Below are 18,322 nucleotides of genomic sequence, written 5' to 3' on the forward strand. Positions count from 1 at the left end.
ATAAAACTCATCTTAGAGACCTCTTTGACAAAACTAAATTTCAAAATGACAAAGAACGATTTAGACCTAATGGCCCAAGTTTATTTGATTATTAATAAAGTCCCAATTTTAATGGGACACTAGTGATCTATCTACTTGAATAAAAAATGTAGAATCAGCATATCCTTTATAAATCTTACCAAAATGTATAACATTGAAGGGAATGTAATATATGTCACCTTTTCTAAAAGTCTTTAAGACGCCATCAATTATCAAATCGATCTTACTTTCGAGTACAATTCCCCATTGGCTTCCATGTGAATGTGGTAGCAAATCTTCATCCTCGCTAAATTCCATAAATATTATTTGATGCTCTGTCGCTTGTAAAAAAATATGCTTTAATACCATTTAATTGAATATCTGCTTCAGGTAAATTTATTATATCATCAGGAAAAAATAGATAGCATATCACTTTATTTATCAATCAATTCTTGAATCTCATTTAAATGTAACTCGATATGTCCTAAATATCCTTCAATCATTTGTCGAAGTGTTACAGTAATATCCTCAAAGCTTTGCCATGAGTTATCAAGCTTAGTCTGGTCAACGGATTTAATTACTTGAATCATATGCAGGTTATAATACTTCCAAAGTTGAATTATCGTAAACCAATCTTCATTTTGGTAATCTTGCAAAGCAATCCACAAATCATTATCCTGCTGATAATCTGGAAAAACAAGTTTTGCATTATATTGCAATCTAATCATTCGTTGATGATTATTAGCAGCAGAATCAATCAAATGACCAAGAATCTGTTTAATAGTCCTGTTTTGCTTATTTCGCTTTTGGGTAATGGTCTCAACAGGTAAATTAATTAATTTTTGTTCCCATTTGTCAATGTACTGATTAATTCCGTTTGTTACATTTGAAAAATCCATAATTGTTCTTTAAAATTATTATTAAAAAAAATCACTCTTTTCATGTGGCACAACGGTTACGTGTATGAGTAGTGGCGAGCTTCGGAGCACTTTCCTGTCAAGTTACACCGAATTTGATGCGAGGCAGAATGTTCGAATACGCTACATCCCTTGCCATTACTTATACACGATGTTGTGCGTTCGTGCTTTATTTATGTTCTTGTTTTATTTTTTTTATAAATCTAATTGAAGAAATAGTTATTATAGTGAATCCAAGTCCAATACCCAAATTCATAAAAACAAATGTTACTAAGTCTATTTGAAATAAATAGCCAATCCCCCCAAATATACATGAAATAGCACTTATTAATAACCCAAGTCTTATTCCTTTTGTCCCTGATTTAGGAATTAATCCTAAATACATAAAAAGACTAGATAGAGCTAAAAACAAAGTCCAGCCAAGCATATTTACAGAGGACAAAAACGAAGTTGGGTTTGATTGAAGAAAATGCTCTAATCCAGAATATTCATTTTCAGCAATTGCAAATTGAACGGAACTTATTTGTACAAAATAATGAATTGATGAAACCAGAGCAAACATGATTGAAAATACAATTCCAATCTTTGCAAGTATTTTTCTTTCAGTTGTAGCGAATTCATAAAAGACTATTGTTAATATCATGTATGCCAAACTGAAAATAATCATAAAGGATTTTGCTAAATATTGAAAGAATTGACTATTACTTTTATAGTAATCAATGTAATCTTCAATATTTGTCCAGTTAAAAAGAGGTGCCTGAATCGCAATTCCAATAAACGAAATAATCCAAACTATAAATGAGGTCAAACAAATTATAGCTGACCATAAGCCTATATTCAAAATATTTTTATTCATGTTTTAAAAGTTTTAACAATATTAATAAATAGATGATATTGAATCTGTTAGACAAATAATCTTAATTCATATTCTGAATCATCTAAATATAATATATTAAAAAGGAATCTACTTATTAATAAAGTCTTAATGCCATTAACCTTGTGATTTTGAATAGTTAAGGATTGGATATTTATGTTGTTTGTAATTCTTACTATTAGTGTAAAATCCGGTCTGTTTTGTAAAAATATGGAAAGCTTCTTTTGCATTTCTTTTGCAGGTTTTACAAAATAGCAAATTCTTCCTCTTGATTCTAATCTCTGTTTTTCAGATACAATCTCCGTTTTTATTATTCGATCATTCCAAATGAAAATTTCAAATAACTTTCCGATTGGTAAGCTAATTGAAAATATTGAAAAGAGTAATATTTTATAAACTATGTTCATTTAGTACTCAGTTGCTTATTGCTTAGTAAAGTGTCTTTTAGCATGACGCACAACGTCTTATTTACGTAATAAATATATAACATGCGTAAATACAAAATTTAAAACTTGCGTAAACCACTGTCGCGCTTATGCTTGATATCGAATGATAAATTATTTGATATCAGTATGATAATTTTTTTAATAAAAATATTTGGATTTACGAATGTCTTGTCATTTTTTTACTTGTGGCGTCAGAAATCCGTTTACTCTTTATCCTCTTAAACAACCATTTTAAGTCCATTTCATTACCTTGTTTCTTTCCATCAATTTTGGGTTTACTTTACCATAACCCCGACAAATTTATACAATAATTTCAATTATTCAAAACAAATTAAAAAAATGATCATTATCCCATAAAAAAGTAATCCGGAAATCAGCAAATCATAGATAACTATCTGGTTTACACATATTATTTTAAATCCCCTTGCTCTCTCCGATTTATAATCAGTGGTTTGCTTGTCCAAACAATTCGGTTCAAATCACATTAGTAAATATCAAGTTCCCTTACTTTATTTTATGAAAACTTGAATTTTCTAAAAGCCTCAAATGGATCGTTATATTTTTAAATTCAAAAGGATTTTTCTGTGAATTTCAAAAACAACACTTAAAAATTTTTCGGATTGAAAATTCTCGCTGATAAGTTTGATAGGAGTTCCGGCTTTCAAGCAGGGGGTTGTTTATCATTCCCTTAGTTCGGAGGTTGTTGACCTTCGGTTATGGAGATTATTACCTTTCAAAAAAAATCTGCTTCGACAAGTGATTAATTGTTTTTCAGCATTTGCTCCTTTTTATATTCTTCCAGGTTCCATTCAATTCCCCAATTTTTCACATATTCCGAAATTGGACCCAGCCCAACTTCCGCTCTTCTCTTGTCAACATTATCAGGATCTTCAATTGGACTGACAAAATATTTACCTTTCTTTTCATCATAATAGAGTTGACTGCCATAGATTTGTTTTCTACCTTCCCATATTGCAATTCTATCCTCGAGCAATGCTAAATTTGCAGCGTTGGCATTTCCTTTCTTAACTGCCTCTCTCATCATGGGCAAGTATTTTTTCTGCGTTTCCAAATCGGAATGTTGAATAACCAGAAAGATCGTCATACTTGCCTGCTCACCAACAAGGTCTTTCCCTACCCATCCTTTTTTATCCAATATATTTTCGATTTTCTGTAAATTGATGCTGTCAATTTTTATCATTATTTGCGCTAAACTATCAGCAACACTACTTTTAAAACCATATTGTTTCTCTGCCTCAATAAACTGATGACGAATATTCTGATCATCATAAAAAATTTGGATAAGCTCTTTTTGCAATGATTTATCGTAATTAGCTTCCAAAATATCCAACTTTTTCTGAACTTTTTCCAATAATGCTTCCCATCTTTCATCTTTGTGCAAATTATTCAGATCCGGGTCTCTTTTTATTTGTTCCATATTTGTAAATCCTTTATCTACAGCAAGATTAAGCCATCTGAATGCGGTATCGGGATCATTGGCTAATGAAGCAGTGCAAGCAGCATTGTACAAGTGTTTTTCCTGATTGATGGTAAAAGCCAATTTAAAATATTCCTCAGCCATTTTATAATTTTTTACCCAGTAGCAGGAATCAGCCTTGTGAATATAAGTATCATAATCCTGAGCCATTACAAGGCAAGGGAAAATACATACTGTTAAAATCATAATTTTTTGTTTCATTTTTCTGTGTATTTTAATAAGTTGGAATATTTTTTTCTTCTTTAGCACATTCTATTTTCCACTTCTGTCCACTTGAAGAAAGCGAATTTTTGCTAATCAATAAATAACACCGTCTGAACGTCTAATTCTAGTCCGCACCTTTTCTTTCCACTCTGAGCTTTATGGCTCTTTCACGGACATATCAATAAATTCATAGGGTACTCTTGGGTGCAATGATTGTCCTTTTAATAAATCTCTTTGTCTGACATCTTCAATTGCGAAGGCGATAAATAATACTTTACTCATAAGCTGTATATTTTAAATTTTAGGGTGTCATTCTGTATGACATATAACATCACGAGCGTATCTAAAGTTCGCCGATAGGGCGAATTTGAGCGAAGGTGCGAAGCACTGAAGCCAGATAAGCTCTGTTAGGCGATGTTACCGCTATTATTTGATCCTCCTCCCAATCTCTCTTGCTTTTTTGAGATGTTTTTCCGGTATATCTTTCATCGTTAATGTGCCTGGCAATATAAATGTGCTAATTATTTCTTTCCATCAATTTTGGGTTTACTTTACCATAACCCCGACAAATTTATACAATAATTTCAATTATTCAATAGTGTGTTATATTTTTAGTTAGATAATTGTAAATCAATAAAATAAGTTATATTTTATTTGGGTAATTCCCTGACAATTAGTATCTTTATAGATTGCTCAACTACTTTATAAAGTATGATTTTCACGGGAGTTAACACCTTTAATTCAATTGTCAGTAACGCTTTGAAAAAACACCATATATAACCGAAAATAAGAAAAATATTTGCCAACAAAAAAAGGTGCAACCTTTTGAGCTACACCTTCTTATCTATTTTTGACAGATGGTTATTTATCTATCTTACTTCACTTCCTCAAAATCGACATCCGTTACATCGTCGCTGCCTTTGTCGCTGCTACCTCCTTGAGACTGACCGCCACCTTGAGAGCCTGCTTGCTGTCCTCCGGCAGCTCCTGCACCGGCATTAGCTGCGTTGTACATCTCTTGCGAAGCAGCCTGGAATGCAGCATTCAACTCGTTTGTTGCTCTGTCGATTTCATCGAGATTCTGCGCTTTGTGAGCCTCTTTCAGCCTGTTGAGAGCAGCTTCAATCGGGCCTTTCTTATCGGCAGGTAACTTATCGCCCAGATCTTTCAATTGTTTCTCCGTCTGGAAAATCAAGGCATCGGCCTGATTCAGCTTGTCCACACGTTCTTTCTCTTTTCTGTCGGCTTCGGCATTGGCTGCAGCTTCCTCCTTCATCCGCTTGATTTCGTCTTCGGTGAGACCCGAAGAAGCTTCGATGCGGATATGCTGTTCTTTGCCCGTTGCCTTATCCTTTGCCGTAACATTCAGAATGCCGTTGGCATCGATATCGAAGGTAACTTCAATCTGAGGTACTCCGCGTGGTGCGGGTGGTATTCCGTCCAACGTAAACACGCCGATCTGTTTATTGTCGCGCGCCATAGGCCGTTCACCCTGGAGCACATTGATCTGAACCGACGATTGATTATCGGCCGCAGTGGAGAAAATCTCGCTCTTGCGGGTAGGTATGGTCGTATTGGCTTCGATCAGTTTGGTCATCACGCCGCCCAATGTTTCGATACCCAGCGACAGCGGAGTAACGTCGAGCAGCAATACGTCTTTGATTTCGCCCGACAAAATGGCACCCTGAATGGCTGCACCTATGGCAACAACCTCATCGGGATTCACACTCTTGTTGGGAGCTTTGCCGAAAAATTTCTCTACCAAAGCCTGTACTGCCGGAATACGGGTCGATCCACCTACCAATATGACTTCATTTATTTCGGATGTACTCAAACCGGCATCGTTCAACGCCTGACGGCAAGGAGGAATGCATCGTTGCAGCAGATCGTCGATCAGTTGTTCGAATTTGGCTCGGGTAAGCGTTTTCACCAGGTGTTTGGGTATTCCGTTTACCGGCATAATATACGGCAGATTGATTTCGGTAGTTGTAGTACTCGAGAGCTCTATTTTGGCTTTTTCTGCAGCCTCTTTCAACCGCTGCAATGCCATGGGATCCTTACGCAGATCCACCCCTTCTTCTTTCTTAAATTCTTCTGCCAACCAGTCGATGATGCGTTGGTCAAAATCGTCACCTCCCAAATGGGTATCGCCATTGGTCGATTTTACTTCAAAAACGCCGTCACCAAGTTCCAAAATAGAGATATCGAACGTACCACCTCCCAGGTCGAACACGGCAATTTTGAGATCTTTGCTCTTTTTATCCAACCCATACGCCAATGCGGCAGCTGTAGGTTCGTTTACGATACGGCGCACATTCAATCCGGCAATTTCGCCTGCCTCTTTGGTGGCTTGACGTTGCGAATCGTTAAAATATGCAGGCACCGTAATCACGGCATCAGTCACCTTGGTTCCCAAATAATCCTCGGCCGTCTGTTTCATCTTCTGAAGAATCATGGCCGAAATTTCCTGCGGCGTATATAAATGTCCGTCGATATTTACACGAGGCGTATTGTTTTCACCCCTTTCTATTTTATAAGGCATTTGCGAAATTTCGTTCAACACCTCGTCATACTTGCGACCCATGAAACGTTTGATGGACGATACCGTTCTTGTCGGGTTTATGATAGCCTGACGTTTTGCAGGATCGCCAACTTTCCTTTCTCCGTTATCCAAAAAAGCCACTACCGATGGCGTGGTTCGTTTTCCTTCGTTGTTGGGGATAACTACAGGGTCGTTCCCTTCCATCACGGCAACACAGGAATTGGTTGTACCTAAGTCTATTCCGATTATCTTTCCCATAATTCGTATTATTTTTATAAATTGATTTCATTTTTATTCCATTCTATCTTTTTCAAATGATATGCCAAACACGAAACATTCGGCTTTTTATGACATAATGTCGGATTTAAAGTTATTTTTAGTTTTTCACGACTTCCTTTTCCCAAATTTGGTACTTTATTCGTAAAAATAAGTATCTTTGAAACGATAAAATCGGTCAGCGTTGTGTTTACACCATGGCGCAAGACGTGTTTATGATGATGTTTTATTGATAAAAACGGTTAACATTATGTTTACACCCGAAGATCGGATTCAATTAAAAGAAAGAGGACTCACTGAAGAGGATGTACTCACCCAGTTAACATATTTCAAAGAAGGGTTTCCGCCATTGTCGGTTGTATCGGCAGCCGGCATGGGAAACGGCATCATGCGTATCGACGATGACGACCAAGCCGCGTATAGAGAGGAATGGGACCGATACCGCCGCCAACGGGATTGCTCCATCGTGAAATTTGTGCCGGCATCGGGTGCCGCCAGCCGCATGTTTAAAGACTTGTTTGCCTTTCTCGATGCCGATTACGATGAACCGCGCACGGATTTCGAGAAGAAGTTTTTTGCGGAAATCGAAAAATTTGCATTCTACGACGCATTGAATGCCCGCTGCCTCAGCACTTACGGAACGGATATTTCCCGACTCAAAACCGAGGGCAGATACAAAGCCATTGTGCGTACACTGCTCTTGCCCGAAGGGTTGAACTACGGCAGCCTGCCCAAAGGGTTACTTTTGTTCCACAAATACCTCGACGGCAACCGTACGCCAACCGAAGAACACATGGTTGAAAGTGCCTATTATGCCAAAGACGGCAACGGCCGGTCGGTGCTGCATTTCACGGTTTCGCCCGAGCACCAACGGCTGTTCGAAATACTGACCGCCGAAAAAAGTCCCCTGTACGGACAGCGCCTGAATACCCGATACGATATATCGTTCAGCATTCAGAAACCTTCTACCGACACCATAGCCGTCGATATGGATAACCGTCCTTTTCGCGACGAAAACGGCCGGTTGGTTTTCCGGCCCGGGGGGCACGGAGCACTCATCGAGAACCTCGACGCCATCGATGCCGACGTCATTTTTATCAAAAATATCGATAATGTTGTTCCCGACCGGCTGAAAGATAACGAAGCCCGATACAAGAAACTGCTTGCCGGTGTGTTGGTGAAAATGCAGGAGCGTGCTTTTCGGTATATGGAAAAACTGGAATCGGGCGACGCAACGACTGCCGATTTGGCGGAAATGCTGCGCTTTACCGAAAACGAACTCTGCATCTGTCACGACGGCATTTCGCTCGATTCGGAGCACGAACTGCGCAATTATCTCAAGCGCAAGCTCAACCGTCCTTTCCGCGTGTGCGGTATGGTAAAAAATCAAGGCGAACCGGGCGGTGGTCCCTTCATCGTCAAAAATCCCGACGGTACAGCCTCACCGCAGATTTTGGAGAGTTCGCAAATCAACCCCGACGATCCCGTTGCCGTGAATGCTTTTCGCAACGGCACACATTTCAATCCGGTAGATCTGGTTTGCAGCGTGAAAAATCATAAAGGCGAAAAATACCGCTTGCCCGACTATGTCGATCGCAACACGGGTTTCATCTCCATCAAGTCGAAAAACGGCCGCGAACTCAAAGCACTGGAACATCCCGGTCTCTGGAACGGCGGAATGAGCGACTGGAACACCATTTTCGTTGAAGTGCCTGTCAGCACGTTCAACCCCGTTAAAACGGTCAACGACCTCCTCCGCCCCGAACATCAGCCATAAACCGGAAAAAAATGAAAAACAGGTGAGAGCATGCAATAACCGGATCAAAGTTTACCGGGAAATTGGTTCCGTACCTGTAAAGTTTCTCATCTTCCTATTCTATAAAACAAGGGCTGAAGCTTTAAAGGCATTAAAACAGTAAGCAAAATGAAAAAAGTAAATCTATTGTTTCTAACCTGTCTGTTGGGATGGACAGCTTACGCACCCAAGCAGGAAACCCCTGTCAACCGGGTTCATATTTCGAGCAAGTCGGGAGGAATTGAAGCACCTGATAACGGTACTGACGTGTGGTATCGGCGTAACGATAAAGGCTGGGATAAATATATGGTCGAAAACGAAGCCATGTCGCCCGAAATGAATTGGCGCGAACCGGTGATTCCGCAGGGATTCGGCGTGAATATCCACTTCACGGATGCACGACCGGGAGAAATGGAGATGCTGGCTGCTGCAGGTGTAAAGTGGATTCGCATGGATTTCACCTGGGATGCAACGGAACGTGAAAGAGGAAATTACGACTTCTCGGCATACGAACGGCTTGTAGCCTCCATGGAGAAGTACGGTATCCGTGGCCTCTTCATTCTGGACTACGGCAATCGCCTATATGACGACGGGTTGGCTCCTCACACGGATGAAGGCCGTGCAGCTTTTGCCCGTTGGGCAACAGCCGCAGCAAAACATTTCCAAGGTCACGATATTCTTTGGGAAATGTACAACGAACCAAATATCGGATTTTGGAAGCCAAAGCCCAATGTAGAGGACTATATTAAGCTGGCCATCGAGGTAGGAAAGGCGATTCGAGAAGAAGCTCCCGGTGAGAGGTATATCGGACCGGCAACTTCTCAGATCGACATGAAGTTTCTGGAAGCTTGTTTTCAAGGCGGATTATTGGAATACTGGGATGCCGTCTCTGTTCATCCCTATCGCCAAACTCCACCCGAAACTGTCCTTACGGAATATGAAAAACTTACGGAACTCATCGCCAAATACGCACCAAAAGGGAAACAGATCCCAATCGTTTCGGGAGAGTGGGGCTATTCGGCTGCTTGGCAAAACTATGACGAGGCACGGCAAGGAAAGTATCTTCCCCGTCAATGGCTGACCAATATTGCAGCAGGCATCCCCATCTCGATCTGGTACGACTGGCATGACGATGGCTCAGACCCGAAAGAACCGGAACACCATTTCGGTATGGTAGCTTATCCATACCATGAAGGACGAGACCCGGTTTATGATCTCAAGCCGGCCTACATGGCTGCTAAAACGCTAAGCCAATCGCTGAACGGTTACACGTTCGTTAAACACCTCTCCCTTTTGGCTAAAAATCCCGAAAACTGCTTTGTCCTTCGTTTCGAGAAAAACGGTAAAATCGCCATCGCTGCATGGTACAGCAAAGACGGACAAACCTACAAAATTGTGCTCCCGATCCCCCGCGGTTCCTACCGGCTAATTGATTATTTAGGAACTGACTTAGGATCTCGCAGCGTGGGCAATGAGGGGTTGACCCTTGAACTGACCGACACCCCTGTGTACCTGATCGCCCGGTAATGTTCCGATGAGAACACCACACGAGCCGACAATAAAGATAAACATGATTCTAACCGTCCGGTAATGTTTCGATGAAAACCGCATTCGTCTACAATGACTGGCAAATGGCTTTATTTGTCGATCGAAAATTCAATTTTTTATATTAAAAATGATTCCTATCTTTACACAATCAAATTTCAAAAGATGCTGAACGAATACCTCAACGCCATACAAGAAACCCGGGAACGGGGAGACGCAAGAGAAGAAAGTTATTATGGACATCTCAAAGATTTGATTCTCGCTTTTGCGAAACAAAACAACCTTCACCAAACAGATATCACCGTTCTACCAAAACAAACGGAAGCCGGCAATCCCGATTTTCGTGTGTGGGACGGCAAAAATCACATCACGGGATACATCGAAGCGAAAGACCCTTCTATTGCCAACCTCGACAGCATTGAGGAATCGGAACAGCTGAAACGATACCGCAACACGTTTCCTAACGTCATTCTTACCAATTTTTACGAGTTCAGACTCTACCGTGACGGCGAGTTGATAAAACATGTTTCCATCGGCAGACCTTCTTTGGCCAAAGAACTGAAAACCGTTCTCCCCGCAGAAAACGAAACGGAGTTTTTCGATTTGCTCGATACGTTCTTTTCCTTTTCACTTCCGCGGGTTTACAGCGCCAAAACGTTGGCTTCGGAACTGGCTAAGCGCACCCGATTTTTGCGCGACGAAGTTATCAGTATAGAAATGGCCGAAGAAGAGAAAAAAGGACAAAAAGCTATCCTCGGATTTTACGAGGCTTTCAAAACTTATCTGATTGCTACACTGACCAAACAAACCTTTGCCGACTTGTATGCGCAGACCATAACCTACGGATTGTTCGCAGCACGTACCCGTTCAAACGGTGAGTTCAACAGGGAATTGGCTTTCAAATTCATTCCCAACACTATCGGTATTCTGCGCGATGTTTTTCGTTTCATTTCACTGGAAGATCCACCGAAACCGTTGCAAATCATCGTTGACGATATTGCCGAAATACTGCAGGTTACCGACGTCAACAAAATATTGCAGGATTATTATCTCGAAGGAAAAGGCAGAGACCCCATCATTCACTTTTACGAAACTTTCCTTTCGGCTTACGATCCTTCAATCCGGGAAAAACGTGGCGTATATTATACTCCCGAACCGGTTGTGAAATATATCGTACACGCTATCAACAGTCTTCTCAAATCGCATTTCGATATCGCCGACGGTCTTGCAGGTAATAATGTTACGCTGCTCGACCCTGCTGCCGGCACACTCACATTTCCGGCCGAAGCCGTGAAAACGGCCGTGGATGAATTTACCCGAAAATACGGTTCTGCCGGTAAAACCAATTTTATCAAAACCCGGATTCTCGAGAACTTTTATGCTTTCGAACTCATGATGGCTCCTTACGCCATCGGTCATCTGAAAATGAGTTTTCTTTTCGAAGAACTCGGTTACAGGTTGAATGACAACGAACGGTTTAAGCTCTACCTTACCAACACGCTGGAAATGGAGGAGCTCCGCCAAATTTCCATACCCGGACTGAGTTCATTGAGCGAAGAAAGCCATTTGGCGGGCAAAGTAAAAAAAGAGAAAACCATTTTGGTTATCCTTGGCAATCCGCCCTACAGCGGACATTCTGAAAATCAAAACGATTGGACCGAAAAACTTCTGAAGGAAGACCTCGATGGTGTTAAAAGCTACTATAAGGTGAACGGGAAGCCACTTGGAGAAAAAAATCCCAAATGGCTGCAGGATGATTACGTCAAATTTATCCGTTTTGCCCAATGGAAAATCCACAAGGCCGGAGCAGGTATTGTCGGCATGATTACCAATCACAGCTATCTGGACAACCCCACTTTCAGGGGCATGCGACAAAGCCTGATGGATACATTCAACGAAATGTATATTCTCGACCTACATGGCAACAGCCTGAAAAAAGAAACTTCGCCTGAAGGCGGAAAAGATGAAAATGTTTTCGATATCCGTCAAGGCGTAGCCATAACACTTTTCATCAAACAAAAAGACAAACAGGGCTGCCGGGTTTTTCACCGGGATCTTTATGGGTTAAGGGAGGAAAAATACGACTGGCTCAGTAATAACGTGTTAAATAAGGACCATTATACCGAAATCGAACCGGCCTATCCCTGGTATTTTTTCGTTCCGCGACGTACCGAAAACATCCGCCATTATTTACAGTGGAAACGCATCGATGAAATTTTCCCCGTCAACAGCGTCGGTGTCGTCACAGGGCGAGACAAATTTGTTATCGACACCGATAAAAACAGCCTCATCAATCGCATCAATCAACTCAGAAACAAAAATTTCCCGAACGAAATAATTTCTCAAGCGTACGACTTGAAAGATAAGCAAAATTGGAAATTATCGAAAGCAAGAGAAGAGTTGCAGCAAATCGATCATTGGCAGGAAGCCATCGTGAAAATTCTTTATCGCCCCTTTGATGTCAGGTATCTATTCTATCACGAAACCTTTGTTGAAAGAACAAGAAGGGATGTCATGCGGCACATGCTTCATGACAATATCGGAATAGTTGCAAGGCGTCAGCAATTACCCGACAAACCATGCAATTACTTTTTTATAAGTGAACTTATGATTGCCGATGGTTTAATTCGCTCCGATAATAAAGGAAGTGAGTCTATTTTTCCGCTGTATTTATATGACACTCCGGAAAATAAATCCAAACGCTCATCGCATCTCCAAACGGTATTGCTCTTCGAACCCAATGAGAAATATCATACCCGAAAACCCAATATCGACAAAAAATTGTGCGAAACGCTAAACGCAATATACCATAAAGAACTCACACCCGAAGAAATTTTATACTATATTTACGGCATATTTTACAGCAATGTCTATCGCGAAAAATATGCAGAATTTTTGAGAATCGATTTTCCGCGCGTACCTTTCACAACCGATTATGCGATATTTCGCAAAATATCGGTCTTGGGCAACCGGTTGGCCGACTTACACCTGATGAAAAGCAAAGAATTGGATAATCCGGTTGCAAAATATGAAGGAGACGGAGATAACGACAAAATAGAAAAGGCGTTTTACGATGAGCAAAAAAAGCGCATTTACATTAATGAAAACAAGTATTTTGACCACGTCATGCCCGAAGTATGGGCTTATTGCATAGGCGGTTACCAAGTATTGCAAAAATATTTGAAAGACAGAAAAGGCAAGTCAATGGACGATCCCCGTCATTTCTGCCGAATGATCACCGCTTTAGTCAAAACGCAGGAAATTCAGGAACAACTTGACGAAATATATCCTGAAATCGAGAATTACCTTCTGCCGGAAGAGTTGCCTCAGTAAGGTGAAAATTTTTTTTCGTTCTCAATATTAATAATACCTGATTTTATGAAACATCACTTCATTGCTACTTCCCAAGGATCGCTTATCAGAGGTATCATTGCCTTGATTATAGGCGGATTGGCTGTTTTTATGCCGGATATTACCTTACGGAGTTTCGTTATCTGCATCGGGATACTGATTTTGGTCAGCGGATTGGCATCTCTTGTTTTTGCCGTTCGCAGCCGGGAAAAAATCACCAAAAACATCCTCATGGCCGATGCCGTATTCAACCTCATTTTCGGATTGCTGTTCATCGCATTGCCTGACACCATGGTGAAAATTTTTGTCATTGCCATGGGCATCGGATTTCTGTTGATCGGCATATTTCAACTCATCGGCACATTGAGCATCCGACGCGAATACGGCTGGTCGTGGATTTATTTCGCTATTTCCGTACTGATGATCATTGCAGGAATCATCCTGTTTACCAACCCTTTCACCAGCGCCGAGACCATTCTCATCTTCATCGGCATATTTTTGCTGATCTATGGTGCCACGGAACTGTATATGGCATGGAAATTAAGCAAAAAACCGACAATCTACACCGATGATGATTCCTTTCAATAAGGCAACGCCGATGTTAATCTCGGGCAACGTGCCTGTTGCAATACGACGGATGATCGCGTTCAACCAGGGGAGTACGACGATCCCGCTCATTTAAGGAAAGCAAAACGATAACGATAAAAATATGAACCATGACAACAAAACCCATCTCCGGCATAATCGGAAAAAAAAGCATAGCCAGTTTGGTTAAAGCCGCATTCTTGCCGATTTTACTCGTCGGTATTTCCTTAACGGGCTGTAAAACGGTCAGAAAAGCCGAAAGCGCCGCACAGCAGCCGCCCCAAGTAAAACTGGTGAAAAACCAAGCCGAAGAAGAAGAAAAAGACTCAGTGGAATACGAACTGATCGTGCTCGATCCGAAATTCGAATCGTGGCTGGCTACCCAGCCTCCTGCCAATTTTTACTCGCAACAGTATTACGAAACGTGGAACCAACAGTACGTTACCGAATGGAATCACCGCCACAATAACCCGTTGCGCTACGGTAGTTTCTACGAAACGTATATCGACTACGATCCTCACATCGATTACGGCCTGGAACTCAACTACCGGTTGTATTACTATTTCCGGTTTATCGAGGATGAATACGGCATCGTGCTCGTTCCGCGAGGTCGATAAAATCCATTAGTTAGTAAGGGTAATTTTGCAGCTTCACGAGAGAAATGAGGCACGCCTGCCCACAGATATCGAAGCGGTACCGTTAATCTTTCGTCCTTTTCAAGATCGAAGTGCGACATACCGGCCGAATACATGAGGTATCATCCCCGCTTCATCCTCGCTTCATGCTCGCTCTAAGGCAGGGACAAAAACATCGGATTCCGTAGATTTATCGTAAAAACAAGCTGCGTTTTTGCAGCGAAAACGGCAAAATCGTAGAGCGGACATGGAGCGGAGATGGTGCAGCCTTGGTACGGAGAAGGTGCAGCCTTGATAAACCTCCGTTTTTGCCGATAAATCGGGTTTCGACATTTGCGATCTACGGGCCGGCAGAAACTGCCAAAATCAGGAAGAACGAGAGTTGAAAATGCCGAGAAACAATACCTATGAACCGGCGGGCATCGCCAAAATCAGGCAGAACGAAACACAGCGAGACGATGTCGCCGTGCCGGCAAATGCTGCCAACATTATCCGAAACGAAAGTTACTAACAAAAAGGACAATACTGCCGTGTCATTACTTGCTGCCGAAAATCAGGCTAAACGATAATCACCAACGCAGCAAAACATACCCCGAGCCGGCAACGGCTGCCGAAATATCATATCGACACGATATTCGATTCCAAAAAGATAAAAAAGGTATATTTTTTGCTATCTTTGTTGTAAAACAAGTGAGAGTGTATGGCATATATCGATTATTACAAGGTATTGGGTGTTCCCAAAAACGCAACACAGGAAGAGATTAAGAAGGCTTATCGGAAATTGGCCCGCAAAATGCATCCAGATCTCAACCCCAACGATAAGGATGCACACCGAAAATTTCAGGAAATCAACGAGGCTCACGAGGTGTTGAGCGACCCGGAAAAACGGGCAAAATACGATAAATACGGCGAAAACTGGAAACATGCCGAGGAGTTTGAAAAAGCGCAGCAGCAATATCAGCGGCAATATCAACAGCAAGGTCAGTGGAGCGACTTCTTTGGCGGAGGCGGAGGAGAAGGCGGAAGCCGTACCTTCTACACGGAAGGCGATTTTTCGGACGACGATTTTTCGGACTTCTTCCATTCGATGTTCGGAAGAGGATTTACGCAACGCCAAAGCAGTCGGAAGTTCAAAGGACCCGACTATGAGGCCGAGTTGCACCTGACCCTGCGTGAAGCCATGCAGACGCATCCGCAAACCCTCAACGTAAACGGCAAAAACATCCGCATCACCGTTCCTGCCGGAGTGGCCAACGGTCAAAAAATCAAGCTGGCCGGCTACGGAGGTCCCGGCGTTAACGGAGGTCCCAACGGCGATTTGTACATTACCTTTGTGGTTGAAGACGACCCCAATTTCAAACGACTGGGCGACGACCTCTACACCGAGGCCGAAGTAGATCTCTACACGGCTGTGCTGGGCGGAGAAATCACCATCAACACCTTGGATGGCAGTCAGTTGAAACTCAAAATCAAACCCGGCACTCAACCGGGAACCAAACTAAGGGTGAAGGGTAAAGGATTTCCCGTTTACAAAAAGGAAGGGAAATTCGGCGACCTGTACGTTACCGTGAAAGTCAGGATTCCCGAAAATCTTTCTTCGAGAGAAAAAGAATTGTTTACCGAACTTGCTAAACTTAGAACACGATGAGTACGAACAAATTATTATACAACGAATGCATCCGGATCTACAAGGTGGAAAGCGCGTTCATCGATTCGCTCAACGAGTCGGGGTTGATCCACATCGATTATCAGGACGAAGATAAATATATCGATTACGAAGAACTTCCGAAACTCGAGCAGTTCATGCGTTGGTACTACGATATGGACATCAATATAGAAGGCATCGAGGCACTGAATTACTTGCTCGACAAGGTGAAAGCGCTTCAGGAAGAAATCATGCAGTTGAGAAACGAATTGCGCTTCTATAAATCGTTGTAAAAATCGAAAGGATAATCCCTGACATTATTTCATATGCTCAAATCGCTCACCATCACCAACTATGCATTAATCGATTATCTGGACATGGATTTCGGACCCGGCTTCTCGGTCATCACCGGAGAAACCGGAGCAGGGAAATCCATCATTTTGGGGGCGCTTTCGCTGGTACTTGGGCAACGTGCCGAAAGTCGTCACATCAAGCAGGGGGAAACCAAATGTACGGTTGAAAGCGTTTTCGACATTTCGAAATACGACCTCAGGCCGTTTTTCGAAGCGCATGACTGGGTGTACGACGCGGACGAATTGATTTTGCGTCGCGAGGTATGGTCGAATGGCCGATCGCGGGCGTTTGTAAACGACTCGCCCGTCTATCTCAACGATCTGAAAGAGTTGGGCGACCGCCTCATCGATATCCATTCGCAACATCAGAATCTTGCTCTCAACGACGAGCTTTTTCAATTGATGGTGATCGACTCGCTGGCACAAACGCAGGGGTTGCGCAACGCCTATGCCGAGGCTTATGCGGCATTCCGTTCTGCCGAAAAGCAGTTGAACGACCTGCGGGAGCTTTCCCGAAAAAACAAAGCGGAAGAAGATTACCTGCGGTTTCAGTTTCAGGCACTGGCAGATGCCGCATTACAGCCCGAAGAGCAGGAAACGCTCGAGGCAGAACTGGAAGCCATTACCCATGCCGAAGAGATCAAATCGGCACTGTTTGCACTCACGTCGCTGCTTTCGGGAAACGAACAAAACGTGGAATCCATGCTGAAATCGGCGTTGGAAAGCGCACGAAGCATACGGCATGTTTTCCCGAAAACGGAAGATATTGCCGCACGTATCGAGTCGGCCTACATCGACCTGAAAGATGTGCGACAGGAAGCCGAACAGCTTTTTGAAGAGGTGGATTTCAACCCCGAGCGTCAACAGTGGATCGAAGACCGGTTGAGTTTGATTTACAGTCTGGAGAAAAAACATGCCGTAACAGACGTGCAGGCACTGATCGACCTTCAACAGGAAATTGCCGCAAAGTTGAAAAATAGCGAGTCGCTCGACGAAAAAATAGCCGGGCTGGAGAAAGAAGAGAAGGAAAAACGCGAAGATATGCTCGAAAAAGCCCGTCGTTTGAGCGAAATGCGGCGCGCTGCCGTTCCTTCCATCGAACACGGAATTATCGAAAAGCTGGCTTACCTGGGCATACCCAACGCGCGCTTCGAAATCCGCATGGCGGAAAAGACTCAGCCCAACGAAACCGGAATCGACCGAATGCGGTTTTGGTTCTCGGCCAACAAAAACACCGATCTTCAGCCCTTGGAACAAATTGCCTCGGGCGGCGAAATTTCGCGCCTGATGCTTTGCATAAAAGCCTTGATTGCCGGCGCAACGGCACTGCCTACGATTATTTTCGACGAAATAGACACGGGTACTTCCGGCGAAATGGCCGACAAAATGGGCTCCATCATGCAACACATGGGCAGCGATATGCAGGTCATAGCCATCACCCACCTGCCCCAAATCGCTTCAAAGGGATCTGCCCACTATGTGGTTTACAAGGAAGAGAACGACGAGGGCACCCGTACGTACATGAAAAAACTTTCGGATGAGGAGCGGGTACCGGAAATTGCCCGTATGCTCAGCGGTGCCGAAACAACGACAGAAGCCATTGAAAATGCAAAGGTTATGCTCGGTGTCAATGGTTGA

Annotated in this window: 14 protein-coding genes; 9 read left to right on the top strand and 5 right to left on the bottom strand. The window is 42.7% G+C overall.

Annotated elements, in window-relative coordinates:
• Positions 1-452: 452 nt before the first annotated feature.
• The 5 genes from OLM34_RS05165 to dnaK all read right to left on the bottom strand — a co-directional run bounded on the left by OLM34_RS05165 (position 453) and on the right by dnaK (position 6,757).
• The gene (locus tag OLM34_RS05165) at positions 453-917 is read right to left on the bottom strand and encodes a DinB family protein (protein WP_264405697.1); all 465 of its coding nucleotides are present in this window, start codon (positions 915-917) and stop codon (positions 453-455) included.
• Between the two features lie 187 nt (positions 918-1,104).
• Complete coding sequence (locus tag OLM34_RS05170) at positions 1,105-1,791, bottom strand: hypothetical protein (RefSeq protein WP_264405698.1); 687 nt, start codon at positions 1,789-1,791, stop codon at positions 1,105-1,107.
• Between the two features lie 1,224 nt (positions 1,792-3,015).
• Positions 3,016-3,954 carry a tetratricopeptide repeat protein gene (locus tag OLM34_RS05175; RefSeq protein WP_264405699.1) on the bottom strand — a complete coding sequence of 313 codons (939 nt, stop codon included), beginning with the start codon at positions 3,952-3,954 and terminating at the stop codon, positions 3,016-3,018.
• Between the two features lie 159 nt (positions 3,955-4,113).
• Positions 4,114-4,239: a hypothetical protein gene (locus tag OLM34_RS05180; protein ID WP_264405700.1), complete on the bottom strand. Its 126-nt coding sequence runs from the start codon at positions 4,237-4,239 to the stop codon at positions 4,114-4,116.
• A 592-nt stretch (positions 4,240-4,831) separates the two neighbouring features.
• Positions 4,832-6,757, bottom strand: a complete 1,926-nt coding sequence (gene dnaK / locus OLM34_RS05185) for a molecular chaperone DnaK (protein WP_264405701.1) — start codon at positions 6,755-6,757, stop codon at positions 4,832-4,834.
• Positions 6,758-7,025: 268 nt separating this feature from the next.
• On the opposite strand from dnaK, the gene OLM34_RS05190 reads away from it, so the two are divergent.
• The 9 genes from OLM34_RS05190 to recN all read left to right on the top strand — a co-directional run bounded on the left by OLM34_RS05190 (position 7,026) and on the right by recN (position 18,322).
• On the top strand, positions 7,026-8,552 hold the full coding sequence (locus OLM34_RS05190; RefSeq protein ID WP_264405702.1) for a DUF4301 family protein: 1,527 nt from the start codon (positions 7,026-7,028) through the stop codon (positions 8,550-8,552).
• A 147-nt stretch (positions 8,553-8,699) separates the two neighbouring features.
• The gene (locus OLM34_RS05195; protein WP_264405704.1) at positions 8,700-10,097 is read left to right on the top strand and encodes a cellulase family glycosylhydrolase; all 1,398 of its coding nucleotides are present in this window, start codon (positions 8,700-8,702) and stop codon (positions 10,095-10,097) included.
• Between the two features lie 183 nt (positions 10,098-10,280).
• Positions 10,281-13,448 (top strand): type ISP restriction/modification enzyme, encoded by a 3,168-nt coding sequence (locus OLM34_RS05200; protein ID WP_264405705.1) that lies wholly within the window; start codon positions 10,281-10,283, stop codon positions 13,446-13,448.
• A gap of 45 nt (positions 13,449-13,493) precedes the next feature.
• On the top strand, positions 13,494-14,054 hold the full coding sequence (locus OLM34_RS05205) for an HdeD family acid-resistance protein (RefSeq protein ID WP_264405706.1): 561 nt from the start codon (positions 13,494-13,496) through the stop codon (positions 14,052-14,054).
• 128 nt (positions 14,055-14,182) lie between these two features.
• Positions 14,183-14,668, top strand: coding sequence for a DUF6146 family protein (locus OLM34_RS05210; RefSeq protein ID WP_264405707.1), 486 nt, complete (start codon positions 14,183-14,185; stop codon positions 14,666-14,668).
• A gap of 406 nt (positions 14,669-15,074) precedes the next feature.
• Positions 15,075-15,197 (top strand): hypothetical protein, encoded by a 123-nt coding sequence (locus tag OLM34_RS05215; RefSeq protein ID WP_264405708.1) that lies wholly within the window; start codon positions 15,075-15,077, stop codon positions 15,195-15,197.
• A 189-nt stretch (positions 15,198-15,386) separates the two neighbouring features.
• A complete protein-coding gene (locus OLM34_RS05220) occupies positions 15,387-16,334 on the top strand; it encodes a J domain-containing protein (RefSeq protein ID WP_264405709.1) in 948 nt (315 codons plus the stop codon).
• Entirely contained in the window at positions 16,331-16,624 is a 294-nt protein-coding gene (locus OLM34_RS05225; RefSeq protein ID WP_264405710.1) for a chaperone modulator CbpM, read from the top strand. The genes OLM34_RS05220 and OLM34_RS05225 overlap by 4 nt, the downstream gene beginning before the upstream one ends.
• Before the next feature lie 33 nt (positions 16,625-16,657).
• On the top strand, positions 16,658-18,322 hold the full coding sequence (gene recN, locus OLM34_RS05230; RefSeq protein ID WP_264405711.1) for a DNA repair protein RecN: 1,665 nt from the start codon (positions 16,658-16,660) through the stop codon (positions 18,320-18,322).

The sequence above is a fragment of the Anaerorudis cellulosivorans genome (assembly GCF_025943985.1).
Taxonomy (GTDB): Bacteria; Bacteroidota; Bacteroidia; order Bacteroidales; family Dysgonomonadaceae; genus Anaerorudis; species Anaerorudis cellulosivorans.